Here is a 25,300-nt window from a genome sequence, read left to right as displayed (position 1 = left end):
GATCTTGGATCATTTTACAAAATAGAAACTGAACTACAAAAGTGAAACTCGGAATTCGTAAATATTTTTCCTTCGCTCGACTGGTAACAACCATGTTACCAGTCTTTTTTGCGTTCTTTTTGTACGCTGATACGAACGATTGGGAAAAGGAGTTGGAAGACCCTGAACCTGCCAAACAAACTTCCAAAGAAAAAACGAGTGGCAAAGCTCAAGAGACAAACGATTGGGAATCCGAACTCGACAAAGATTTAAAGGAACAAGAATCCAGAAGTAAAAGTACCGCAGGAAGTCGAGGTGTGACTTCCAATGTGCAACAATCAAATCAAATCAATCGATCTGCGCAAAACCTAATGATGGATGTTTCGGCGGCCATAGATATCGTTGGTGCTTGGGATAGAAACAAACCCAGGGGAACGGGCGAAAGAATTGATAACAAACTCGATGTTCGTTCTGCCGAATTTGGATTTACTGCGGCTGTTGACCAATGGATGAGGGCAAACTTCCTCGGGGCGGCACATGGGGAAAATGGAAAGTATTATTTTGAAGTCCATGAAGCCAATGTGATTTTTCCTTTTTTACCATTAAATACCTCTCTCAAAGTAGGGCAGATGTTCATTGATATCGGTAGGTTAAATCGTATCCATTTACATGACAGGCCGTTTACGATGAATCCCATTGTCCATGAAAAATTCATCGGATTCGAATCAGCGATGGACACTGGTGCTGAATTTAGTATCCTTCTCCCTTGGAAATGGATCACCCAGGAATTGGTGTTAGGTGCTACCAACGGTAAAAAATGGGGGCATTCCCATTCAGAAGGCCAACAAAAAAATAACCCAATGGGGTATGTCCACCTCAAACATTTTTATTATTTTGGAAACAACTGGGGAACCCAATTTGGATTCTCTGGCGTACGTTTTGAACCCACTACCGACAGGCGTAACCAAAGGTATTTGTATGGGATGGATGCGGTCTTACGTTGGAACCGTTCCAATCTCCGGGAACTTATGATCATGTCGGAAGGGTGGTACCAACAAGAAATTTTCCCAGAACAACTGGATGTGTCTACCTTCCAAAGATCAAAGGCACCTTCCAGGGACCAATGGGGGTATTATTTCTTTGTCGATTATAAATTCCACCAATTGTGGTCATTGGGGTATCGTTATGATTATTTTACCGATAAATCCCTAGTCGACAAAAATGGAAAACATGCAGACAATGCTATAGAAGCTCATTCCATGCAGATTACATTTCATAGTTCTGAGTTTGGTCGTATCCGAGGATCGGTGGAAAGGCGTTATATCCAGGATTTTTCGAAAACGGAATTCCAGGAACAAAGGGAATGGCGTTTTTATGTGCAGGCAGTTGCGATTTTGGGATCCCACCCAGCTCATAGTTATTAAGAGGTAAAATATGGATACTTTATGTGATCATAGTGTTTCAAATCAAAAACGATCTTTCATTACGACCTCATTTGTATTTGTTTTTCTCATATTTCTTTTTCTGATTTCCTCTCCGATTTCTGCAAGAGTTTCTCTTGTGGCAAGTATCTCCGATATCAAATATATCGCCGAACAAATCGCAGGTGAAAGAGCAGATGTCTATGGAATGATACGTGGTGTGGATGATCCTCACTTTGTGATGACTCGTCCCGACTTTTTAGTCAAACTGAGTGAAGCAGATGTGTTATGTGTGGTGGGACTTGATTTAGAAGTAGGTTGGATTCCCTACCTGCAACAACAATCACGTAATATGAAGATCCAAAAAGGGCAACCTGGGTATTGTGATACTTCCTTTGGTGTAAAAATTTTAGGGGAACCAACGGTGATGATGGACCGTTCCATGGGAGATATGCATATCTATGGAAACCCTCATTATTGGAATGATCCCATCAATGCCATCCAAATGGCTGAAAATGTGAAAAATGCCCTAACTCGCGTAGACCCACTCAATCGTGAATACTACGAAGGGAATTTTACAACTTTTAAAAAACGAATCATCCAAATCACCAAAGAAGAAATGAAAAAAATGGAACCCTATTTTGGACTCAAAGTGGCTGTTTTTCATGACCAATTTGTGTATTTGGCGTCTCGATTTAAGTTTAATGCAAATCTTACCATCGAAGAAAGGCCAGGTGTCCCACCTTCAGTTCGTTATATGGACCAAGTCATCAGTTATATGATTGCAGAAAAGATAAAAATTATCTTGATTGGTCCTTATCACAATCCAAAATATGCTGAGTATGTCTCGTCCAAGGTTCCTGGTTCTATGGTTGTCACATTGCCTGTTTCAGTTGGAGCAATGGATACCACAAGTTACGAAGATGCCTTAAGACTTAGTTTACAAAAAATACGTGATGCCAGCGACAAAACCAAATAATCTTACAACTCCGATTCGGTTTATCCATACAGAACATTTGTCAGTTGGATATCGTAAGGAGTTTCCTGTTGTTTCGGACATCCACCTTCACATCGAATCGGGAAAAACCTATGCCCTTGTTGGTGGAAATGGAGCTGGTAAAACCACAGTTTTTCGCACACTCACGGATTTACTTCCTCCACTTTCTGGAACCATTGCATTTTCCAAAGAGATCACCACTTCCTATGTGCCCCAAGCCAAAAAGATGGCACTTGATTTTCCCTTACGTGTGGAAGATGTACTTTTGATGCCAAAAAACATTGGTTTCAGCTTTTTACCGAAATCCAAATTCACAAACGACGATTGGAATCTCATTGAAAGGACGGGTGTCAGTTCTTTTTTAAAAAAACAAATTTCCTTATGTAGTGGGGGACAGTTACAAAAAGTCCTCATCCTGAGGTCTCTTTTGACAAATGCTAATTTGATATTTTTAGATGAACCGATGGATAGTTTGGATCACAATGCAAGAGAACTTTTCCAAACCATTTTATCGGAATATTTAAAAACAAAAAACAAATCCCTATTTTTCATCACTCATAGTTTGGAACATGATTGGGCATTGGGTTTTGATGAAGTGTTTGAGATAGATGAAGGTAAATTATATAATATCACCAATGGAGAAAGGCCACCTAACTGCCACCACCATGACTAGTATCCTCTCGAGTTGGAATTTATTTTTACCACAAATTTTAGTTGGTAGCCTTGTGGGTGCTTTACTCTCAGTTTTAGGAATTCTCATCGTATTACGAGGAATGACTTTTTTTGGAGTAACTCTTTCCCAGGCGGTTACCTTTTCCGTTGCCTTTTCCTTATTTATGGAATGGCCAGGCGAAATTTTTCCTATTTTGTTTTCTTGTATTTTGGTGTTTCCTCTTTTGTATGTGCGGAAACTTCCTGGAATGAAGGAAGAGGTCATCCTCGGAATTTTATTTGTCTTTTTTTCTGCTGCTTCTCAGTTCATGCTCGCTCTCGGTGGCAATGTGCAAAACCATTTGATGGCGGCTTTTTTTGGAGATATATTAACCTCCCAAGTGAGAGCCGATTCCATTGGAATTTATGTGGCAGTTTTCTTTTTTTTCCTCTACCTTAGTTTTTTTAGAAGGTTTCTTTTTATCAGTTTTGATCGAGACGAATACAAAATCCAAGTGGGAAATCCACTTCCTTTTGATTACCTTTTTTATATCATCCTTGCCGCATCTCTCACGGTCGCTGTGAATTTACTGGGAACCTTTTATAGCATTGCCCATTTGTTGCTTCCTGTGTTTGCCTTACTTCCTATCATTCGTTCGCTCAAAATTTTAACCATCGTTTGTGTTTTGTTTTCCATTTTATCTACTTGTATTGGGTTTATGGTCTCCCTCATCGGACTAGAACGAAATGGGGAGATGGTGTATTTTCCCACTTCTTCGAGTATCATCCTGGTGCTTTGTTTTTTTGCGTTTTTAATCCACTTGGTTCGGGCTCTTATCACTTCCTTTTTTACGAAAACCAGCCGATAGGTTCACTGTGGAAACCATTCCTTGTAATACCTGCGGCCAATCTTCTTTTCGATTCCTCCATACTAAAAATAGTCCTTTGGGAGAAACATTTACCATTGTTCGTTGTGAAACATGTGGGCTTGTTCAGGTGAACCCTCAGCCCAGTTTAGAAGCGGTTAAAAAATACTACCATGATTCTTATTTCACCCAAAGGACAGAACGTGGGTATGATAATTATTATTCGAGTGAACTTCGGAAGGAAATCTCTCGTGTTTTCCAAATGAATTTACATGATTTGAATTTTTTCACTTGGGAAGGGGAACGGAAATTACAAAATCAAACTTCTAAAAAACCACTCTCTTCACTCGATATCGGTTGTGCCGCTGGTTATTTTGTGGCCTACCTGAAAGAACGAGGTTATGAAGCCAAAGGTATTGAAATAGCTGATGGACCCGTTCGTTTTGCACGGGAAACTCTTGGCCTTTCGATTTTCCAAGACAATTTTTTAGAATGGGACAAAGGCTTTCAAAACAAGTTTGATGTGATCACACTATGGGCAACCATTGAACACTTACACCAACCAAAAGAAACTTTAGAAAAGATCAAAAAACATCTGTTACCTGGTGGGATTTTAATTTTATCTACTTGTCGATATGGTTTCCTTGCGAAATGGAATGGACTCAACTGGCGGTATTTAAACGTACCAGAACATTTGTATTATTATTCTTTCTCTGGTTTAAAAAAACTATTATTATCTCTTGGTTACCACTCACCCAAAGCGTTTACTTATGGGAGTGGGATGACCAGTCGCAAAGATGCGAGTGTTTTTTTTCGAATGCGGAAGGCATTTATGGACCGATTTGTGAAATGGTTCCAAATGGGTGATATGATGGTCTTTTCCGTTCGAAACGATTCGTAGTTTACGAAAACGAATTTAAGATATCTTCCACACAAAAATTGACTACCTCATCCAAATCTGCAGTTGCATCCACGAAGATCGTGGATTCAGGTAAGATGGCCAAATAGTTTTGGTAAATTCGGGTTTGTTCTAGTTGTTCATCAAACACTTCTTTATTCCCACCTCGAGTGGCCCTTCGTTCCAAAGCTTCTTCGGGAGAAAGATCTAAAAAGTAAACTCGATTAGGTTCTGGAAACCCTTTGTCCTCATTCATGTACAAAATGTCCGCTGCATGTTCTTCGTCTCTTCCTTGGTAAGCTGCGGTGGAAAAATAATAACGATCTTGGACAACGGATTGTCCGTTCTTTAGCGATGGTAAGATGGTCTCGTTTACGGATACTTCTCTGTCGGATAAAAAGAGTTTGAGTTGTTCTTCTGGGTTCAGTTTGATTTTCTCTTGGAGGAATTCTCTAATTTTTTTACCAAACTCACTGTCGGTTGGTTCTCTATGCCATAGATTTGGGATGGATTTTGTGTTTAGAATTTCAGAAACTCTTTTAGAAACTGTGGTTTTCCCGGAACCGTCGATTCCTTCGAAGACAAAAAATTGAGACTTTACAGGCATATCTCTTCCATTTTCAGAATCATCGTTTTTTCCTCGACTTATTTACGAATTTCGACAGTTTAGTCTAAGGAGCAAATACATGAAAAAAATTTCGTCTATGCTAATCATTGCTTTATTGGCTGTATTTATGATCAACTGTGCCTCTGAGGAAGTAAAACAACCTACTCAGCCAGTGGTAGAAGAACCAAAACCTTCTAAGAAGCCAAAATTGGATGAATCATTCAAAACAAGAGCAAGAGACATCAAGTAATTGGTGTTTGGAGTTCAGAAGCCACTCAAGGAGACTTGGGTGGCTTTTTTTTTACCATTTTGCTAAATTAATCTACAAAAATTCCTTAAAAAATCTCCAAATGTTCAGTTTTGCTGAAAGTTTCAGCATGATGCAGTAAACTTCACTACAATGATCAATGGCACCGATCTTGCAGCGTGTTTGTATGTATCTTACTATGCCAATGGAAAGCGAAAGTCACAAACTAGTTCGGGAGTGGAAAGAGTGGCTTGCTTCTGGGGAATTGACCCCTGTGTTCCAACCCATTTTATCCTCAGAGTCCACAGGGATTTACGGATATGAACTTCTTGGGCGATTGTCTACACCCCAAGGCTTTTTCAGTTTAGGGGAATTTTTTCTCACTCACACCTTAGGTTACGATGAGTTATTTTTCTTAAAAAAACAAGTAGATGAGAAGATTCGATTCGCAGCATTACAAAAGTTTGCAAGCGATGCTCCACCGGAAACAAAATTATTCTTAAATATCTCACCAAATATTTTATACCATGCTCTTCTTCACTTGGAGACAAGTTTGCCTCAAACCATTCGGATGGTGCGGGAAGTGGGGCTTGATCCCACAAGGATCGTAATTGAAATTACGGAAGAAAGATTTCCCCATAATTTAGAATTGCTAAAACCAGTTTTGAATTTGTACAGGAAGGAAGGTTTTTCCATTGCTGTAGATGATGCTGGATCGGAAGCAAGTAATTTGGATCGAATTGGTTTATTCCATCCCGAGATCATCAAAGTGGATTTACAAATGTTACGAAGGTCCACATTCTCTAGAAATTTCAAAGAAATCCTTCTCAACTTATCCAAATTAGGTGAGTCTTTGGGGAGTAGTTTGTTATTTGAAGGAATTGAGTCCGAAGATGAATTGTACAACGCCCTAAACTATGGTGCGCGTTACATCCAAGGTTATTACTTTGCAAAACCAGAAATTCCATTTTCGGGAAGATTTCAATATCGATCCGAAATGCAATCTTCTTTGGAATACTTCCATGCAAGGAAACAAAAAGAAATGAATCACCAAATTGAATGGGAAACGATTTGGAAAAGTAAATTATCTGAGATCGTGATGGGATTTAGAGAAGAAGATGGGATTTGGGAATGGCAGGAAGATTTTAATACAACTGTGTTTGGAGATGGGGATTTTTTTCGCATGTACATCACAAACCATATGGGATTCCAAGTTTCTCCCAATTATGCACGAGCTGATTTTGGCGAAATGAAACCTGATTATTCCTTTCTTGGAAAAAACTGGTCCTTTCGGCCCTATTTTTTTGAACACCTTCACAAATCCAAAACAAGTCGTGATGCCTGGACCCTTTCCCATATGTATCATGATATCTCTGAGCGAATGATGTTACGGACTTTTGCTCGGAACCTTTCTGAAAATTTGATTTTATTTATCGATGTAGTCGTCTCACGTAGCTGAAAGGTTTTGCGTAAATGGATTGGATAAGGAATTCTGGTAAGAGATATGGCAAAAATCCAGTTTTTGCAATTACCCGTTCCTCCACCAAGTTATTTTGCGGCCACGGGTAATGTTCCCCTAGCAGCTGCTAGTTTAGCTAGTTGCTTAGAAGCAAAAGAAAATCCCATCCATGGCATCACCCCTTCCGTCATCCCACCTGAAGATACAGATTCCCTAGGTGACCTCGATTTAATTGATCGAATTTGTAAAGAAGGTCCCGACTTTTTAGGTTTATCTTTGTATCTTTGGAATACAGAACGCAGTCTGTATATCGCAAAGGAAGTCAAAAAACGAAATCCAAATATCCAAATCCTAATTGGTGGGCCAGAGGTAAACGAAGACAACCCATTTGTACTCGGTGAATCTGGCTTTGATATCGCCGTTTCAGGCGAAGCGGAACACAATTTCCGAACTCTGATGCAGTCTCTTTTGAAAAAAGATTCTTTGGAAGATTTGGAAAACGTAGCCTATCGAAGAAAAGACGGAACCTTAAGTGCCTTTGGGAAATCGGCACCAGCAAACTTCCCTTTGACGGATTTTCCAAGTCCTTACACAACGGGCCACCTTGCAGTGAATCCCAAACGTTCGACGTATTTAGAAACAGTGAGGGGTTGTAAGTCTCAGTGTACGTATTGTTTTTATCCGAAGTCTTCACAAAACTTACGAACCCTTGATATCAAAGAAACGATACAATTGATTTCCAACTTAAAAGAGAAGGGAGCAAGGGAACTTGTATTTTTAGATCCCACTTTCAATCATAGGCCAGGTTTTGAAAATTTTTTAGATGCCATCGCCGAAGTAAACCAAGATGGACAGATGACGATGTTTGCGGAACTTCGTTCGGAAGGAGTCACTCCCAAACTTGCCACCAAACTTAGAAAAGCTGGATTTAATCGGATTGAACTTGGACTACAGTCAGTGAATGAAGAAACTCTCAAACGAGTGAAACGTTTCGGGAGCCCTCATAAAGTGGCGGAAGTGGCAAAGATGCTCGCGGGGGAAGGGATTGACTTACTGCTTGATCTCATCATTGGTCTTCCTGGTGATACACCGGAGGATGTGGAACGAGGAATTCATTTTTTCTTAGAACATGGATTAGGTGAGTGGGTTCAGGCCTTTCCTCTTTCTGTTTTGCCAGGAACAAGTATGCGTAAAGATGCCGAAAAAGAAGGCCTCATTTATATGCCAACTCCACCTTATCGAATCATCCAAACACCCAATTTTAGCCCGGAATCCTTACGAGATTCTGTGTATTTTGCAGAAGACTTATTGGAACGAAGGTTAGACGAATTTCCTCGTCCTTTTTTATGTGAACGAGATCCTAAGCTTAGAGATCGATTTGATTGGTATCCGAATCATGTAAGGGAAGGAAAACAAAACGAGATACAATCTATGGAACGAGGGACGCGCCACCAAAGTGTTTGGTTTCATCCAAATTCTTTGGGTGAATCGCTTCGTGAGATTCTATCAATCATCCAATGGAAAATCGTAAAAGAACCGTTTTGCACGATTGATTTTGTAATCACGTTACCACAAGTTCCCAAACCAAATGAAATATCTGCAATGGAGAAAGTTCTAAACTCCAATCGTAATTCTTACTTAGCCAAAACATTGGCTTACCGAGGCGAAAACTTACAACACCGTTTGGTTTTTGTTCTCCCAGAAGGGAAGGAGAATTTACGAAATTGGCGTAACGACTTAGAAGGAACGGAATCCTTTTTAGTTTATGAGAGGATCCCCCCCGAAGAGATTTCCCAATTGGATCCAGAAGATTCTTATTTTTATCTTGTGAACGGGGAGACGGTCACTCCCAAGGATTGGCAATTTTTAAAAGAGGCAATGGACCCAGAAACGATTACGTTTTCGGCAAGAAGCTTGGAAGAAAGATGGTGCCACGAAGTGTTAGGGTATGGGGAATTGTAACCAAACTTGCGTTATACGCTCCAGGTCAGAATCGATTCGATTCCGATTGTTTCCATTTAATTCTTTTGGAGTTGTTTGCGAAAGAATTCTACGTTTTCTAAAAATCGTTTTTTCTCACCAGCTCGGGAAGAGTGGCCTGCAATCGCAAGTCCCACGGTGAGGTGGCCTTCTTCATTTTTGGTAATGGTTTTGATTTGTCCAAAAGCAGTGAGAGGGGATTGCATCTTAAAAAAGATATCAAATTGGAAACCCGAAAGTTTTGGTAAACTTTGGATGAGATCGGGATGGTCAACGATGACTTTCAGTCCACCTTCCGAGATATCGATAACAGGAAATTTTCCATCTGATTTGATCATGTTGGAATGGCGGATTCGGTCAACCATCTCAAAACAAAGAGTTTTCATCTCCATGGCTTTTAAGAGGTCAAAATTTTCTGTTTTGCTTTGCATATGAATGTAACCGATGGGGATGGATTCATCTTCATCATTCAAATACAAAACAGGAAGGATGAGTTCGGATTTGATTTTTAAATTTCGACGGTTGTTGATTTCTTTGTTGATGTCTTCGTCTATTTCATCAGCAAAAACGATAAAGTCCTCGTTAGGTGAAGTTTCGTAACATTCCCTATTATTTACGTCTTCCAGCAGTAGACCTTTTTTCGATTTTTTGATCAGTTTGATGACTTCGCTATCTTCCCTTGAATTGAAGGTAGATATTTTAATAAAATCCACGCTGTTTTTGAGTTTTGTTTCGTAATCCTGGAAGTTCACCTTCACAGCAGTTGGCACATGGAACATATCGGTTTCGATTTTGGCTTTGCTAGAAACCACATTGGTGATCCAGGCGGACCCAGGAGGCACTGGGATTCTCGAACTTTCTCTGTCTTTTTTGGCGATGGCAATTTTATTCAATTGAAGGATGTATTGTGACTCACCCTTGTCTTGTTCCACCGTACATTCTAAGTGGAGGTAACGCCCAAGAATTTTGTAGAGAGTGATTTTTTGGCCTACAGATAGGGTGATGGTGGGGCGCACACCCACGAGGATTTTGTTTCCATCTTGGGAAACTTTTTTCAGATAACAAATTTCGCCGGAATGCACGTCATCTTTTAGATTCAACTCTTGGTTTAACAAAAATTTCGTTAAAACATGCAGTTTTTTTTCCGTGTCGGAAAAAACATCCAAGGAACGTTTATTTCTTTCTACTGTTTCCATAAAAGGTCGTGTTACTTACTATTATCGGCCCATTTTCACCTGAAATTCTCTTGCACGCAGAGTTTTCTTACCTAAAGTAGAAAAAGGAAGGATAATTATGTCAAATCACCCCCTACCAGGATCTGAGCTTTTCGATGGAGTCAGTGGACAAGAGCTCTTCTCGGTCAACATGGGACTCACGTATCGAGATTTTTTAGTACTACCCGGATATATAGACTTCAATCCAAGCGATGTGGATCTCGAAACAAAACTTTCTAAAAATATATCTCTCAAAAGACCACTTATGAGTTCTCCGATGGACACAGTCACAGAGTCTGAGATGGCGATTGCCCAGGCATTGATGGGTGGAATTGGAATCATACATTATAATAATACGATAGAGGAACAAGTTGATTTGGTCCGTAAGGTCAAACGATTTGAAAATGGATTTATCAAAGATCCGATTTTACTTTCTCCGGAACATACCCTTGCTGATTTAGATGCCGTAAAAGAAAAGTATGGTTTCAGTGGAATCCCCATCACAGAAGATGGAACCGCAAGCACCAAGTTAGTGGGCATTGTGACCAACCGAGATGTGGATTTTGAAAGAGATCGTGACATTAAACTCGGTAAGGTGATGACAACTGAACTCATTACTGCAAACGTAGGTATCAGCTTACGAGAAGCAAACGACATCCTTCGCACGAGTAAAAAAGGAAAACTCCCTATCGTTGACAAACAAGGAAAACTGGTTGCACTCATTTGCCGTAGTGACCTGAAAAAAAACAAAGAGTTTCCTCAATCCTCGAAAGATGACCAAAAACGACTTCGTGTGGGAGCAGCACTTTCCACCTTACCAGAGTCACGCGATCGGATGGCAGCTCTTGCAGCTGTGGGTGTGGATGCTATCATCATTGATTCCGCCCAAGGAAATTCTAGTTACCAAATTGAGATGATCCAATGGATTAAATCCAATTTCCCAAACATTGATGTGATTGGTGGGAACGTGGTGACCAAAGCACAAGCTGCCAATTTAATTGCTGCTGGGGCTGATGGTCTTAGGATCGGAATGGGACCTGGTTCCATTTGTATCACACAAGATACCATGGCAGTTGGCCGTGCACAAGCGACTGCAGTTTTCAAAACTGCCGAGTATGCACAAGCACATGGAGTTCCCGTGATTGCTGACGGTGGAATCTCAAACATTGGTGATATTGCCAATGCACTTGCGATTGGAGCATCCATGTGTATGATGGGTTCCATGTTTGCGGGAACAAAAGAAGCACCCGGTGAGTATTTTTATGAGAATGGAATTCGTCTAAAAAAATACAGAGGAATGGCGAGTTTGGAAGCGATGAGTAAGGGTGGGGACAAACGATATTTCTCTGAATCCCAAAAGATCAAAGTAGCACAAGGTGTCTCTGGTTATGTTGTGGACAAAGGTTCGGTTCTTAATCTCATTCCCTACCTGGTGCAAGGTCTTCGTCAAAGTTTCCAAGATATGGGATACCGCAATATCACTGATCTCCATAAGGCACTTCGAGAAGGAAAACTTCGTTTTGAACGTAGAACGGAATCAGCACAGGCCCAAGGAAGTGTTCATGGATTGTATTCTTATACAAAACCATCAATGAGAGCTGAATAAAGAAATCACATGCGAAAAATTTTGATTTTATCTTTCCTTTTGTGTTTTGCCTCTCTGGAGGCACAAGCGCCTGATACAAGTTTGTCGGCGCAGGAACTTTTAGCGAGGCTCGACCGAGAAATGGATTTCGGAAAAGGTCTCGTGAAAGGAACTTACGTGCTCATTCGTAGAAATGGAACATCTGAAACATGGAAAATTAACAGATTTTTTAATGGGGAAGATGCTCTGCTTTTGTTTGATCGCAAAGGGAGAGGTTTAGAATCTAAATTACTCACAAAAGATGAAGGGGAGAATGTATTTTTCTTCAATGTTCTCAGTGCGAAACTCTTTCGTAAAACGGATGATGAAAAATACGAATCCCTGATGGGTACAGGATTCTTTTATGTGGACATGTCAGGTTATTCCTATCAGGCCAATTACAATCCTCTTGTGAATGGGGATTTGGAAATTGGTGGGGAAGTGTATTACCGTGTTTCCCTCAAACCCATTTTGCCTTATTTTTATAAGAAGTTAGTCTTACTTGTTGGTAAAAAAGACCTAAAACCATACCGCGTCGATTTTCATGACCGGGATGGAATTTTATTCAAAACTTTGAACTTAAAATATGGTCCTGTTAAAATCAAAGACAATGGAGGCAAAGTGGAAGAAATCCAAAAAGCCTCTCGATTGGAGATGTTAGACTTAAATACAGGTAGTATCACTGTGTGGGAAATCCAAGAAGTGGACAAAACGGTAAATCCCGATGCTTCCCTTTTTAATGTGGATAACTTGAGCCGGTAACAATCATTTTGGTAGAGCCAGGTCTCATCCTCTTTCGGACACCCTTTCTAAAAAAAGAATTTATACAACTTTCCAAAGAAGAGTTAAATCACCTTCGGGCTCTTCGTTTGCAAAACGAATCTACCATCATTCAGATTCGTGATGGAGAAGGTGGTCTCTTTAATTATGTATACACACCCAATTCCAAAGACATCTCCTTTCAGTCGGAAGAATTTGTACCAAAAAAAACAAATCCGAAAAAAATAGCCATCGCACTTCCAAAAGGAAATCGTTTGGATTTTTTCCTACAGAAAGTGACAGAGATTGGTTTGGATCAAGTGGTATTTTTAGTCTTTCGCCATTCCATTCGCAAAGAATTCAATTTGGATCGAGCAGAAAAAATTGTAAAAGAAGCGGCCGCCCAATCCAAACAAACAGAGATCTTAAAACTTTCGATTGAATCTGCAAAAGATTGGATGGAAGCACATAAAGAAAGTTTGGTGGTATTCCATCCCTTTGGAAAAAAGCCGTTTCAGATGATTTCCTTACAAAACAGAATTCCTGTGATTGGGCCAGAAGGTGGGTATCATGTGGATGAAGAAAAATGGATGGAAGAAAACAAAATCGTTCGTGTCACCTTACCTGGTGGGGTGCTCCGAACGGAAACTTGCGGCATAGTCGCCGCGAGTTTTTTGGTCTATGGAACCGTTTGAATTTATTTGTTGGTTAGTAACAAAAGAGTTCCGGATAAATTGCAATTGGTAGTACAATTGCTAAAACAAGTAGACGCAGCTGTGTAATTGGGTCCTGTGATGTCTGGGTACTGAGCAGCACAACCGGAATTACAAGCGTCTAAACTTCCTCCCGTGCAGGAAACCAGGAAGGTAAAAAGGTTTCTCTGTAAGGTTGTGTCTTTTCGTTCGCTACAAGATGTAGAGAAGAACACGACAAAACTAAGCACAATCAGTAAAAAAAAACGTTTCATAACACTAAGACTCTTCTCTACTACCATTTCGTCAATCGGTTCGTAAAAATCTTGACCCTTGTGACTTTTCCTATGCATTGGATGAGATTCGGTTATGGCAGAAAATTCTAAAAAAGTGTTAGAGAAAAAAGGACAGGGCGAATATGAATTCACCGCGTATGGGGAATTTTTGTCCTATTTCCATGCTCATATCGATATTTTCAAACGCCTGCTCAAAGCCAAAAAAATGGACCCGGCCAAAGTGGACGAGGTGGCAAAACAAATTAAGTCCTACATGACGGGGAATATCAAAAAAACAGATCAGTTCTTTGAACATCTGCCCCAATTTGCCACAATCTTAGGTGTGCCAAAAGAAGAAGTTTCCGCTTACCTCAATTCCAATTTTATCGAAGTTTTATCCAAGGTCCAAGAGAAACTCAAAAGCCAAGAATTGGATAAATTGGAAAATGCACCTGCACCAAGTTATACTTCCATCACAGAAGAAATCGTAGAACGTTTACAAGTCACTCATCCCAAGGACTTTGTGTTCGCACAAAAAGGCATTTTGATGGTTCTCGAAAATCCACTCACGGGAGAGATCATCGAACCACAAGGCCTCATGGCTGCTTCCGCGAAAGCAGCCCTTGCCATGCCAGCAGGAACTGATTCCGAAAAAGAACCTGTATCCTTAACAGAAGCTCTTGCCGTTGCCAATGCTCCTCCTACGCCTGTTGTCAAAAAACAATCCTTAATTCCCGAAAAGGACAAATCCATCCTACTAGAAATTGTAGAAACCTTTGGTGATACTCTCACTGGAGAACGTTTAGAAATCAAAATCGGACCTGAAGTTACCGACACTCCTCATTCAGAAAGTAGTTCTAACTCCGCATCTGCCAATCCGAAAGAAGAATATGAAATTGAAGATTTAGAATTTGATGATTCTTCCGGGGGAAGTGAGTCTTCCTCATCCAACTCTGACGAAGAGGATGATTTTTCAAATGACTTAGGAATTGAATACGAAGAAGAAGTAACTCCACCTCCACCACCGCCTGATCTCAATTTGGTGCGCCTTGGCAATTATTCCGTCAAAGAATTTATGGATTTGGTGCAAACCATTACCACCTACCAAACCAAAGGTGACCAAGTAGGTTACCAAAATTGGTTGCGTACATTATCCGAATTTGACAAAGCAGTGGTTTCGTTACGCACACAAGTTTTAAAAGAACAAAAAAATGAAGTAGTGGATTGGAATTCCCTTTTCCAAATGATGAGTTCCAAATCGGAACTCAAACCAGAAGTTCTAAAAGGGATCGTCAAAAAAATCAAAAACTATCAGATCGTCAAACTGACGTTAGATCGAATGATTCAGGAATTCAAAAAAGGAAGTCCTGAATTTATGCAGATTGTGAAGATGGCTTGGCCCCATATCCAAAAGTCTTTTTACGAAGTTCCCAATTATGCGCAGGTGCAAACCTTACTTCGTGGCATCTTATCACGGGTGAATGAAGAAACTCATAAAAAGGAATTTTCGAAAATCTTCACCATGGCTCTCAATTTCATCCAATCCAAATTCCAGGTATAAATGATGGAAGGAGAGAACTCATCTCTCAAAATTCGATCCATACCAAAGATCATCTTTGTTCGTTACCTATTTCTATTAGCGGTTGTCAGTTTTTCTCTCCATTCCCAACCCAAAACAGAAATCATCGTGGATCCCTTACTCCAAAAACCCTGGATTCCCGATGCAGAAGAAGAAGAGATTCGAAGTTACCACCGCTTTTTATCTGAATTCAAAAACAAACAATCTTCCGTGAAAAAAAAAGATCGTTTTGGTCGTAACTACTTAGTTTCCCCTTCAGGCAAAATTCGATTTTTGATCGATGATGAATACTACAAAGAATTTCCCGCGCAAATGGAAGCAGATATCGCCGCCAAAGAAGTGGAAGTTCTGTATGAAGTGCGTAAGGAAAAGGATGTTGTATTCCTCGGAAAAGGAATTCATCTTTGTTACCGCTTAAAAAAAGAAAAAGACCCGGGTTTTTTTCCCGAATGGCTCATTCGTTCCAATGAAATCACAAACCGAGCTGCCAATGAATGGTCGGACCAAACCATTCCATTGGATTTAGTGAGTGATCCTTATGGCTGTTATGTGGATGAAATCTCTCCCATGGACTATTTGTATTTGGAATCGGAGTCGTTTCGATACCGATTGAAAATCCCGTCTTCCTTACGATATGAAGGTCTCTATGGAACTCGTTTAGGAATGTATGGAGAAAACCGAGATAGCATCTATCGGATCGTCCGATTCGTGAAATTTTTGTCCAATTATCTTCCTGAAGGGCAAACAGAATGGGACGAAGCTTTAAAACTGCAAACCTCTGGAAAAAATAAAAAAACCTTACCCAAAATCATATTGTCCATCGGTTCTAGTTTTGATAAACTGAGACCACTTCGGAACTCAAAAAATTATTTTGTGTTTTGGGATTCGGTTCGTTCTTTATCCAAAAGCCAAATGAGGATGATTCAATTCAAACGAACCGAACAAAATGGAGGATATTTGAGTGAATGGGTGGAAGTGGATGAGATAGGAAATCCTATCCCTATGGAGATGATGGAATACTATGTATACAATGCACCAAGAGGGTATTTTTTATCTTTATCCTATCCAAAACGGGAAAAGGAAATTGCCGTTACGTATTGGAATACCATTCGCTCTAGTTTTACCGTGAAGGACTAAAGGAAGACCGAATATGATTTCCTCCTTTGTGGAAAACAGATCTTCTAAAAAACCAGAACCCAATGGAAATTCTCCTTCCCCGTTTGTTGTTTTTTGGATTGGACTTCTTTTGATCTTTTTGTTTACACTCACCTTACTTCCCTTTGGTGTATACTGGCCACTTTCGAATTCGATTTGGGTTTTACTTTTTTTCTTTTTACCCCTTGTATTTTTAGGAATCCATCTCACAAGAACCTATGGATATACATTGTTGATTGCTGTTGTGATCTCGTTGGTTTCCGGAGGAAATGTACTTTTGTTTTTGGGAGATGTGATCGGTTACAAATTAGGCCTCACCTCTCAATTTGATGTTTTACCAGAAAACATCTCTTCTCATTTAGGGTATCGTTATTTATATCTAAAGGAATTTTATTTAGACGAAAAAGAGAGCGGAAGTTTTCGTTCGCCACTTCTTGTTAGACGGCGTTCTGGTGGTTCTGTTTACGGACCGATCATCACATTTCAATACAAACGGATTCGCCCTGTCTCAGGAAAGGAAACGAAGATTCCTTTGTATGCCATTTGTTATTCGAAAGATTCCGGGCACTGCCAAATCTCAAGTCTCTATTCAGGAGGGATTTTATTACGAGAATCCCTCTGGGAATCGGAAAACCAAACGTTTCCAGAGGAGGCAGTCTTTTTCATCTGGAAAGATCGTTTGGATCGGGAAATGGAAACGAAAGGGATGTATTCTTTTCTCTTTTGGATTTTGCTTTTGCTTCTCTGGGGAGTTGTCGTGTATTTTCCGACAAATTGGTTTGGGTCTCGTTAGTTATTTTTTTTAAGAATTGTCTGGATCTGAAAAGATTTTGAAAACCGAAATCATTTTCCATGGGTCTAAAAATCGTTCATAGATGTTTCTCCTTATGAGACCCGCAGGGAGGGGCCAATATCCCTGATTTTCTTTTTTTTCTTTCCAAACCCATTCGCTTTTCTAATTTCTCTCCATGTTCTCAAGGCTCCGAGTTGTCTTTTTGGTTTTTCTATCCCTTGTTTTGGTGCAGGTTGATTTCTCCCAAAGCCTTCCCCCTTCCATTGAATTTTTTACACCAAATGGATTTGTCAAAACTCCGAAACAAGTCACCGTTCGGTTTACAAAACCGATGGTGGCTCTCGGGGACATTCGGCCAGTCACAGAAATTTTCCAAATCAAATGTCCATTTCCAGGAACCAGTCGATTCATAGATTCGACCACTTGGGTATATGAGTTTGAAAAACCAGTGCCTGGAGGAGTGGTTTGTCAGTTTGAACTAAAAGAGGGAACCAAATCCTTCAGCGGGGAAAAAATCCAAGGGGAAACTTCGTTTCAGTTTCATACAGGTGGACCTTCCATTAAATATTCATCTCCATATAACGGCAGTTCCATTTCCGAAGACCAAGTGTTTTTGTTACACTTAGATGGAATTCCAGATCTAAGTAGTTTTCAAAAGTTTGCATACTTTCGATCAGAAGAGTTAGGAAATCGAATCCCAGTCGTTCTCATCACAGGTTCAGAACGAAAAACATTTTTACAATCCCTGGGTAAAAAAGACAAAGAAGAAACCGTTGTTCTAAAAGCCAAACAAACCTTTTTACCTGATCGGCAAATTCAACTCGTACTCGGCAAAGGAATCAAATCCATTTGGGGAGGAGAGATTCCTGAAGATGAAGTGAAATCGTTTACAGTAAGACCTGTGTTTTCGGCTAGGTTTAGTTGTGAACGAACCACAGCGGATGCCAATTGTATTCCCATACTCCCTGTTAGTTTATCATTTAATTCCCCTGTCTCCCAAACACTTCTCGAAAAAATTAAGTTAGTGGGTAAGGATGGACAGGAATACCCCAAACAAAAGTCAGGTGGAAAAGGGAATGAATTTTCAGATTGGGTGAGTTTTCCTGGACCATTTCCAGAAAATACAGAATTTGAAATCAAAATTCCTGATCTTGTTGATGATGCAAACAGAAGTTTGGCGAATAGCGCATCCTTTCCTTTAAAGTTTAAAACTGATGAATTTCCTCCCCTTGCCAAATTTAGTGGTAGGTTTGGTATTTTAGAAGCGAAAGCAAATCCAGCATTACCTGTCACCTTACGGAACTTAGAAGTTAGTTTGCCCGCGAAATCTACTTCTCTTGGGATGGGAGGTAAAAGCCAAAAGACAATGGACATTTTGGAAATCCAAAAATGGTTCCAAGCTCTGTCTCGAGTCGAACGTAACCAATCGGTTTTCCAAACACCGGTTTCCAATGCAAAAGTTACTTCCTTCCAATTGCCAAAACCGAACGGGAAAAAACCGATGGAAGTTGTGGGAATTCCTTTTGATTCCCCTGGTTTTTATGTGGTGGAGATCGCAAGCGAAGTGCTTGCCAATCATCTTTTTGCCGAAGGCGAAGGAAAAAAGATGTATGTATCCAGTTCTGCCCTTGTGACGAATTTATCTCCTCATTTCAAATGGGGGAAAGATACAAGTCTCGTTTGGGTCACAAACTTAGAGAGTGGATTACCAGAGTCAGGTGTCCAAATCAAAATTTTAGATTGTAATGGAAATCTTAGAGGGGCAGGGATCACAGGAAAAGATGGAACCATGTTATTTGGAAATATCAATTTCCAAGAAGTTCCCTATTGCGGTTATCATGAGTTAGGTTCTGGACTTACTATTTTTGCGCAAAAAAATGATGATATCAGTTTTACTTCCAGTACATGGGAGAAAGGAATTGAAAGTTGGCGTTACCAATTGCCACAGGCAAACACTGGATATGCGAATTATTTAGAATCCATCATCCTGGATAGAACTCTTTTTAAAAAAGGAGAGACGGTTCACCTAAAACATGTTCGTCGTAGTTTTGGAAATAAAGGTTTATTACCTGCAGAACCAAAAGATTATCCCATAGCAGTTGTGATCAAACACGAAGGTTCAGGAGAAAGTTATACGTCTCCCCTGGTTTGGTCTTTTCCTGGGCATGCGGAATCCGAATTCAAAATTCCTAAAAATGCCAAACATGGTGTTTATTTAGTCACCTATCCTTATAACCAAGAAGACACAAGTTACGGACGTACCATCACACAGTTTCGAGTGGAAGAATTTCGTCTTCCTGTCCTGAAAGGAAATATCCAACTCGCAGGAGATTCACAAAACCTGGTCTCGCCGAAAGAAGCAAAAGTTTTGTTTGGATTGGAATACCTTTCGGGAGGTGGTGCCTCTCTTGTTCCTGTGAAAATTCGTTCCCAAGTTGTTCCTAGTTTTTATTCACCGAAAGAAGAGTATTCCGCATTTAGTTTTTCACCCGATTCCTTAAAAGAAGGGAAATGGAAAGTCAGTGGCTATGAAGAGGAAGAAGTGGAGGAAACCAAACCAAAAGTTCTTTCGACTAGTTCCAAAACGGATGAAAAAGGATTTTTATCTCATACCTTTACTGATTTAAAATCCATTCCAGGTTATGGTAACTTCCAAGTGGAAATGGAATATGCAGATCCCACAGGAGAGATCCATACCATCTCTCGTAGTTTTCCCGTATCACCTTCGGAACTCCATTTGGGAATATTACCGGATGGTTGGTATTTTACAGAAGACAAAGTCAAACTCCAGTTAGTTGTTCTAGACTCCAAAGACAAACCTGTAGTTTCCCAAAAAATTAAAGTGAATGCTTTTAAAAAGGAATTTTATTCCAACAGGAAACGTTTGGTCGGCGGGTTTTATGCCTATGAACATTATGAAGAAGTCAGTCGTTTGGGTGATTTCTGTGAAGGAAAAACCGATTCCAAAGGGATATTGATTTGCGAGGGAAAATCTCCTGCCACTGGTGATATCGTATTCATTGCAGAAACCAAAGATAAAAACGGGAGGATCACAAACTCGAGTTATAACGTATGGGTCAGTGCTAAGGAAGAAGTATGGTTTGATGTGAGTGATCATAACCGAATGGACATCCTTCCTGAAAAACGTTCTGTCGATGTCGGTGAAACCATTAAAGTACAAGTTCGCTCTCCTTTTCGAGAAGGAACTGCTCTTGTGACTTTGGAACGAGAAGGTGTCATTGATTATTTTGTCACCCCTGTTAGCGGAAAAGATCCCTTTGTCAATATTCCGATCAAAAAAGAATACGCACCCAATGTATATGTCTCTGTTTTTCTCGTGAGGGGCCGTATGGGAGATCCAAAACCCACAGGCCTTGTGGATTTAGCCAAACCAAGTTACCGATTGGGATTATCAATGTTAAAGGTGGGTTACAAACCGTACAGTTTGTCCGTTTCAGTAAACCCAAGTAAAAAACAATACCAAGTCAGGGAAACTGCGGACGTAGAACTGGAAATCAAAACAGCGGATGGAAAGATACCTACAGAAGGTACGGAAGTGGCATTGGCTGTGGTGGATGAAGCCTTACTCGAACTATCACCGAATCCCACCTGGAATTTGTTAGATGCCATGATGGGTTCCAGACCACACCAAGTTGTGACCTCCACGGCCCAGTCCCAAATCATTGGAAAACGACATTTTGGTTTGAAAGCAAAACCAGAAGGAGGAGGGGGTGGAAAACAATCCACACGTTCCTTATTTGAAACCTTACTGTATTGGAAAGGAAAAGCCATTGTCGGAAAAGATGGAAAATTTAAATTCAGTTTTCCATTAAACGATTCCCTAACTACATTTCGTATTGTTGCCATTGCCACTTCGGGAGCCAAAGAGTTTGGAACGGGTATGGCCAAAATCCAAACTTCGCAAAAAATCCAATCGTTTTCGGGTATCCCACCTGTTGTTCGATTAGGTGATACATTGCAACATGAAGTCAATTTAAGGAACGCTGGGGATACAAAAGAACAACTCCGTGTTCGACTGAGTGTGGTGGATTTAAAAAATGGATTAGAAGTCAAATCAGATTTGGAAACCAAGTCTGCGATGTTGGCACCTGGAGAAACAAAACTCATCACTTGGGATTTAACCGTTCCCGAAGATACCACCAAACGGAAGTTTTCTCTCGAAGTTTCCTCTCCGAATGGAACGGTGATGGATTCTCTTTCGGTGGAACAGACTGTGATTCCTGCCTTTACGGAACGTGTTTACCAAGCGGGACTTTTTTTGTATGAGGCTCCTTGGAAAGACAATGTTGTGACACCACCTGGTTCCAAACCGAATACGGGCAAAATGGTTTGGAAGGCATCTCCTACCATTCTCACAAGTATTGGTGGAATCCAAAAATTCTTCCAAACCTATCCCTATTCTTGTATGGAACAAAGGGTTTCCAAAGCCATTGGTTTACGATCCGATGCATTGTGGAGTGATGTCCTCGGTGACTTAAATTCCTTTTTAGACTATGATGGCCTTGTGAAATATTTTGCCCGTATGGAACATGGAAGTGAAATTCTCACTGCTTATGTGTTAACATCCGCTAAACTCTCTAACAAAACAATTCCAGAAGAAACTTTGGTCAAAATGACAAATGGTCTCCAAGGATTTTTAGATGGAAGAGTCAGCGGGGAGAGATACCGGTTTGGGGCAGACCTCGTTGTACGGAAAATCATTGTTTGGGAAGCACTGACTCGTTACCAAACTTATGAGTGGGAACAAGTTCGGCCGATCTTTGAAGGTATGGAATTTTTACCAACGGCTTCTCTAATCGATTTATCGGAAATTTATAACCGAGTGAATGGAGCCGATCCAAAGATTAAAAATCGTTTATTTAGTGTTTTGCGATCAAAACTCAATTTACAAGGTACGGAACTCATCGTTGCCGATTCAGGATTTACAAATCCTTGGTGGATTCTCGGAAGTAGGGATTATACCATGGCCAAATTTTTATTATGGTCGATGTCCGAACCTAGTTATAAAAAAGATATGCCTCGAATCATCAAAGCCTTTGTCAAAATGCAAAAACAAGGTAAGTATGATAGTACACTTGGGAATGCCTATTCTGTTCTTGTTTTTGATCGAGTGAGTAAACTCATCGAAGGAGAAAAGGTAGCAGGTGGCAAAGTGAAAATCCAAACGGACAAAGAAAGTTTTTCATTGGAACCAAATGGAAAACAAACTGTCACACAAACCCTGGGGATGAACCCAGAATCGGTTACCGTGAGTTATGAGGGCAAAGGAAAACCCTGGTTGGAATGGTCTGTGCAAAGTATTTTGCCTTTGAAGGAACCAATCTCCAGTGGTTATCGCATCAAACGGACTTGGGAACCACTCCAAGTAGCAAAACAAGGAGTTTTCTCGAAAGGCGATACCATCAAAGTGAAACTCGAAATCGATGCTGACTCGGATAAAACTTGGGTGGTTGTGGAAGACCCGATTCCGCCAGGTTCCTTACCTCTCGGACGTGGGTTTGGGCGCGAATCCCAAATTGGACAAGACCGGCCTCTCGATACATCCTATTATCTCAGTTTTGAGGAAAAAACCTTATCCCTCTACCGAGCCTATTTTGAGTATTTGCCAAAAGGAAAACACGTGATCGAACACAGTTATCGTTTGAACCATGTGGGGAACTTTGTGATGCCATCCACACGGGTAGAGGCTATGTATTCACCGGAAACCCACGCGGAATGGCCGAACGAAATCGTCAGGATTTCGGAAAATAAGGACTAGGAAAAGTTTACGGATAAAGAGGGTTTGGAATGATGACTCTAATGGGTCCGAACCAAGCCCCTCTTTTCCCAATCCGCGTTTTTAAAATTTCCCTCTATTATTCAGTTTTTTTTTATCTATTTTTCCTAATCTTTAATACTAGTTTTACCATTATGGGAGTTGATGTTGGTGACTTCCTCAAACAGTACTTAGGTGCTTTTTTTGGGGTTTATCTATCGACGACGTTTAAGGTTTTTTCGGTTTCCCTTTTTCTTCATGCCTGTTTATTCACCCTTGTGAATTTGGTTGTTTCTTTTTGGAAAAAATTGAATCCCCGATGGTATGTGTTAGTGGGGATTGTGTTTCTCATCGAAGTGTTGGCCCTTATCCAATCCATGATCCAATTCCCCCAAATCTATGGAGAATTTTTTTTCTTCCGGTATCCCAGTTTTGCGCCCATTTTATATTTTTTAACGGATCATATTTCTCCGATTTTACCTTCCTTGGGTTTGTTCCTATTTTTATGTTTTGTCCTTGGAACTGTTTTTACGAAACTCCTTCAACATAAAACAAAGGAAAGTTTTTTTGCCGTCCTACATGTTCTAGTTTTAGGTTTGTTTCATATCCATGGTTTGTATTGGCTCGGCCTTGTTTATTTTGCCTTTATATTTTGGCAGGGAAATCGTTACCAAAATGTACATATCAAAACGTATGGAATTCTTCTTGTTTTGATTTTGATGTTGTATCTTCTTCCAAGTTTTTGGATTGGAATTTCGTCTTTGCGGTATTCCCAAGTAAAAGGGAAACCTCCGATTTTTATCTTATCTGCTGATTCTTTGCGTTATGATAAAATTGGATTCAAAGTCAATGGTGAGTCCATCACACCAAACATTGATTTGTTTCAAAAAGACGCGTTTCAATTCCATGACCACCATACAACGATTCCACGCACTTTTCCCAGTTGGACAGATACACTCACTGGCAAATATGCGATGGATCATAAAATTCGAGATATGTTCCCTTCCCCAGAGGAAAAACAACGGATCGGCACTTCTTCATATCCTACCATCCAACAGATCCTAAAAAAAATTGGATATGATCACTTTGCCATCGGCAGTTTTGCAGCGGACATTTTTCCAAGGGCAAACTTTGGTTTTGATGCCGTGTATGCTCCCAACTTCAATGCAAGGATCATGACAGTCCAAAGGACTGCCGAAACACAAATTTTTCTTTTACCGTTTCTCGTTGGTTCTTGGTTTTCGGGTGGGATGTATTTGGAAGAGCTGAATGGACTTTCCACTTGGGGAGATGGAGAAAGGCTTACAAGCCGCTTTCGTCAACTTGTGAAAGAACGCAATCAATCTCCTTACTCCATTACCTATTTTTCCAGTGTGATCCACTTTCCATATACACCTTCATATCCGCATTATAAACGTTATACGAATCCAAATTATTACGGTAAATACAAGTATCTAAAGTTTGTAGATCCAACAGATTCTAACCTTCCGAATACCGATGAAATCTCTCAAATTCGTAACTTATTTGATAGCGCTGTATATGCCTTTGACCTAGAGTTTGGAGATATGGTAGGTTATCTAAAAGAAAAGGGAATTTACGAAGATGCCATCATCATCCTCACCGCCGACCATGGAGAAGCTTTGTATGAAGACATCCACGGCCAAGGGCACGGGGAACATTTACGGGGAGAATCTGTAACTCATGTTCCTTTCATGATCAAATTTCCCAAGTCTTCCAAGTTTCAAGAAATCCCAAAAAATGAAAGAGAGTTTACGGGAATCACATCCAGTGTGGATTTAATGCCCACTCTTTTGGATTATTTTGAAATTACAGAAACATCGGAATATCCAGGCAAATCGTTGTTAGCCGTTCTTGGCGAAAAGGATTGGAAAGAGGATCGTTTTGTGTATGCGGAAACGGGGATTTGGTTTTCCGATGTAGGAAATCATTTTTTCCAAAAACAAAGAATCCCTTACCCCAATATTTTATCCCTACACCAAGTGGTTCCCGAAGAAGATTACCAAATTATGATCACGGATCCGATTTATCGAGAGACCATTGCCTTTTCCAAACACAGAAGCATTCAAAACTCGCAATACAAACTCATTTACATTCCTACAAGGGAAGGTGTAAAGTTTGAGTTATATGATCGAAAAAAGGATCCCTTAAATCAAGCGAATCTGTATCCCAATCATCCCATGGCTTCCAAAATGAAGGAAGTTTTATACAAAACGGTGGTGAAGTGGGAGAGTGCTTCTCTTGCCGGAGAATATTTAATACCAAGTTCTTTATCTGACATCAATGAAAACTTATAAGAAAAAAAGAGGA

At 40.2% G+C, this 25,300-nt stretch carries 19 protein-coding genes; 16 read left to right on the top strand and 3 right to left on the bottom strand.

All coding sequences use genetic code 11. The annotated features are described in order from the left end of the window. Nucleotides 1–92: 92 nt before the first annotated feature. Genes EHQ59_RS15680 through EHQ59_RS15660 form a run of 5 tightly spaced genes read left to right on the top strand, consistent with a single transcriptional unit; the run spans nt 93 to nt 4,815 of the window. Nucleotides 93–1,403 carry a TonB-dependent receptor gene (locus tag EHQ59_RS15680; RefSeq protein ID WP_135620629.1) on the top strand — a complete coding sequence of 437 codons (1,311 nt, stop codon included), beginning with the start codon at nt 93–95 and terminating at the stop codon, nt 1,401–1,403. Between the two features lie 10 nt (nt 1,404–1,413). Then, a complete protein-coding gene (locus EHQ59_RS15675) occupies nt 1,414–2,379 on the top strand; it encodes a metal ABC transporter substrate-binding protein (protein WP_135620628.1) in 966 nt (321 codons plus the stop codon). Then, nucleotides 2,357–3,070: a metal ABC transporter ATP-binding protein gene (locus tag EHQ59_RS15670; protein ID WP_135620626.1), complete on the top strand. Its 714-nt coding sequence runs from the start codon at nt 2,357–2,359 to the stop codon at nt 3,068–3,070. The genes EHQ59_RS15675 and EHQ59_RS15670 overlap by 23 nt, the downstream gene beginning before the upstream one ends. Continuing rightward, complete coding sequence (locus tag EHQ59_RS15665) at nt 3,063–3,917, top strand: metal ABC transporter permease (protein WP_135620685.1); 855 nt, start codon at nt 3,063–3,065, stop codon at nt 3,915–3,917. The genes EHQ59_RS15670 and EHQ59_RS15665 overlap by 8 nt, the downstream gene beginning before the upstream one ends. Before the next feature lie 7 nt (nt 3,918–3,924). Next, the gene (locus tag EHQ59_RS15660; protein ID WP_135620624.1) at nt 3,925–4,815 is read left to right on the top strand and encodes a class I SAM-dependent methyltransferase; all 891 of its coding nucleotides are present in this window, start codon (nt 3,925–3,927) and stop codon (nt 4,813–4,815) included. A gap of 1 nt (nt 4,816) precedes the next feature. Here the strand turns inward: EHQ59_RS15660 and tmk are convergent, their stop codons facing one another. Continuing rightward, nucleotides 4,817–5,419 (bottom strand): dTMP kinase, encoded by a 603-nt coding sequence (tmk, locus tag EHQ59_RS15655; RefSeq protein ID WP_135620622.1) that lies wholly within the window; start codon nt 5,417–5,419, stop codon nt 4,817–4,819. Between the two features lie 79 nt (nt 5,420–5,498). On the opposite strand from tmk, the gene EHQ59_RS17760 reads away from it, so the two are divergent. The 3 genes from EHQ59_RS17760 to EHQ59_RS15645 all read left to right on the top strand — a co-directional run bounded on the left by EHQ59_RS17760 (nt 5,499) and on the right by EHQ59_RS15645 (nt 9,087). After that, nucleotides 5,499–5,669 carry a hypothetical protein gene (locus EHQ59_RS17760; RefSeq protein ID WP_167481423.1) on the top strand — a complete coding sequence of 57 codons (171 nt, stop codon included), beginning with the start codon at nt 5,499–5,501 and terminating at the stop codon, nt 5,667–5,669. Nucleotides 5,670–5,865: 196 nt separating this feature from the next. Continuing rightward, entirely contained in the window at nt 5,866–7,125 is a 1,260-nt protein-coding gene (locus tag EHQ59_RS15650; RefSeq protein WP_135620620.1) for an EAL domain-containing protein, read from the top strand. A 45-nt stretch (nt 7,126–7,170) separates the two neighbouring features. Continuing rightward, a complete protein-coding gene (locus EHQ59_RS15645; RefSeq protein ID WP_135620618.1) occupies nt 7,171–9,087 on the top strand; it encodes a B12-binding domain-containing radical SAM protein in 1,917 nt (638 codons plus the stop codon). Nucleotides 9,088–9,143: 56 nt separating this feature from the next. Here the strand turns inward: EHQ59_RS15645 and EHQ59_RS15640 are convergent, their stop codons facing one another. Then, nucleotides 9,144–10,301 (bottom strand): DUF1577 domain-containing protein, encoded by a 1,158-nt coding sequence (locus EHQ59_RS15640; protein WP_135620616.1) that lies wholly within the window; start codon nt 10,299–10,301, stop codon nt 9,144–9,146. 97 nt (nt 10,302–10,398) lie between these two features. Between EHQ59_RS15640 and guaB the strand changes: the two genes are divergently transcribed. From guaB to EHQ59_RS15625, 3 genes are read left to right on the top strand one after another with little or no spacing between them, the layout of a single operon-like run. Continuing rightward, complete coding sequence (guaB, locus tag EHQ59_RS15635) at nt 10,399–11,925, top strand: IMP dehydrogenase (RefSeq protein WP_135620614.1); 1,527 nt, start codon at nt 10,399–10,401, stop codon at nt 11,923–11,925. A gap of 9 nt (nt 11,926–11,934) precedes the next feature. Further along, nucleotides 11,935–12,705, top strand: coding sequence for an outer membrane lipoprotein-sorting protein (locus EHQ59_RS15630; RefSeq protein WP_135620612.1), 771 nt, complete (start codon nt 11,935–11,937; stop codon nt 12,703–12,705). Between the two features lie 8 nt (nt 12,706–12,713). Next, nucleotides 12,714–13,397: a 16S rRNA (uracil(1498)-N(3))-methyltransferase gene (locus EHQ59_RS15625; protein ID WP_135620610.1), complete on the top strand. Its 684-nt coding sequence runs from the start codon at nt 12,714–12,716 to the stop codon at nt 13,395–13,397. 2 nt (nt 13,398–13,399) lie between these two features. Here the strand turns inward: EHQ59_RS15625 and EHQ59_RS15620 are convergent, their stop codons facing one another. Beyond that, nucleotides 13,400–13,669 carry a hypothetical protein gene (locus EHQ59_RS15620; protein WP_208652429.1) on the bottom strand — a complete coding sequence of 90 codons (270 nt, stop codon included), beginning with the start codon at nt 13,667–13,669 and terminating at the stop codon, nt 13,400–13,402. A gap of 94 nt (nt 13,670–13,763) precedes the next feature. Between EHQ59_RS15620 and EHQ59_RS15615 the strand changes: the two genes are divergently transcribed. The 5 genes from EHQ59_RS15615 to EHQ59_RS15595 all read left to right on the top strand — a co-directional run bounded on the left by EHQ59_RS15615 (nt 13,764) and on the right by EHQ59_RS15595 (nt 25,287). Next, a complete protein-coding gene (locus EHQ59_RS15615) occupies nt 13,764–15,230 on the top strand; it encodes a hypothetical protein (protein WP_135620608.1) in 1,467 nt (488 codons plus the stop codon). A 3-nt stretch (nt 15,231–15,233) separates the two neighbouring features. After that, on the top strand, nt 15,234–16,385 hold the full coding sequence (locus tag EHQ59_RS15610; protein WP_135620682.1) for an LIC10775 family protein: 1,152 nt from the start codon (nt 15,234–15,236) through the stop codon (nt 16,383–16,385). A gap of 13 nt (nt 16,386–16,398) precedes the next feature. Further along, nucleotides 16,399–17,196 (top strand): hypothetical protein, encoded by a 798-nt coding sequence (locus EHQ59_RS15605; RefSeq protein ID WP_135620606.1) that lies wholly within the window; start codon nt 16,399–16,401, stop codon nt 17,194–17,196. A 175-nt stretch (nt 17,197–17,371) separates the two neighbouring features. Then, nucleotides 17,372–22,975 (top strand): alpha-2-macroglobulin family protein, encoded by a 5,604-nt coding sequence (locus tag EHQ59_RS15600; RefSeq protein ID WP_135620605.1) that lies wholly within the window; start codon nt 17,372–17,374, stop codon nt 22,973–22,975. Nucleotides 22,976–23,016: 41 nt separating this feature from the next. Then, nucleotides 23,017–25,287 (top strand): sulfatase family protein, encoded by a 2,271-nt coding sequence (locus EHQ59_RS15595; RefSeq protein WP_135620680.1) that lies wholly within the window; start codon nt 23,017–23,019, stop codon nt 25,285–25,287. Nucleotides 25,288–25,300 lie beyond the last annotated feature (13 nt).

Source organism: Leptospira kemamanensis (assembly GCF_004769665.1).
Classification (GTDB): Bacteria; Spirochaetota; Leptospiria; order Leptospirales; family Leptospiraceae; genus Leptospira_A; species Leptospira_A kemamanensis.
Note: the sequence above shows the minus strand (reverse complement) of the source record. Positions and strands in the feature narration are given on the sequence as shown.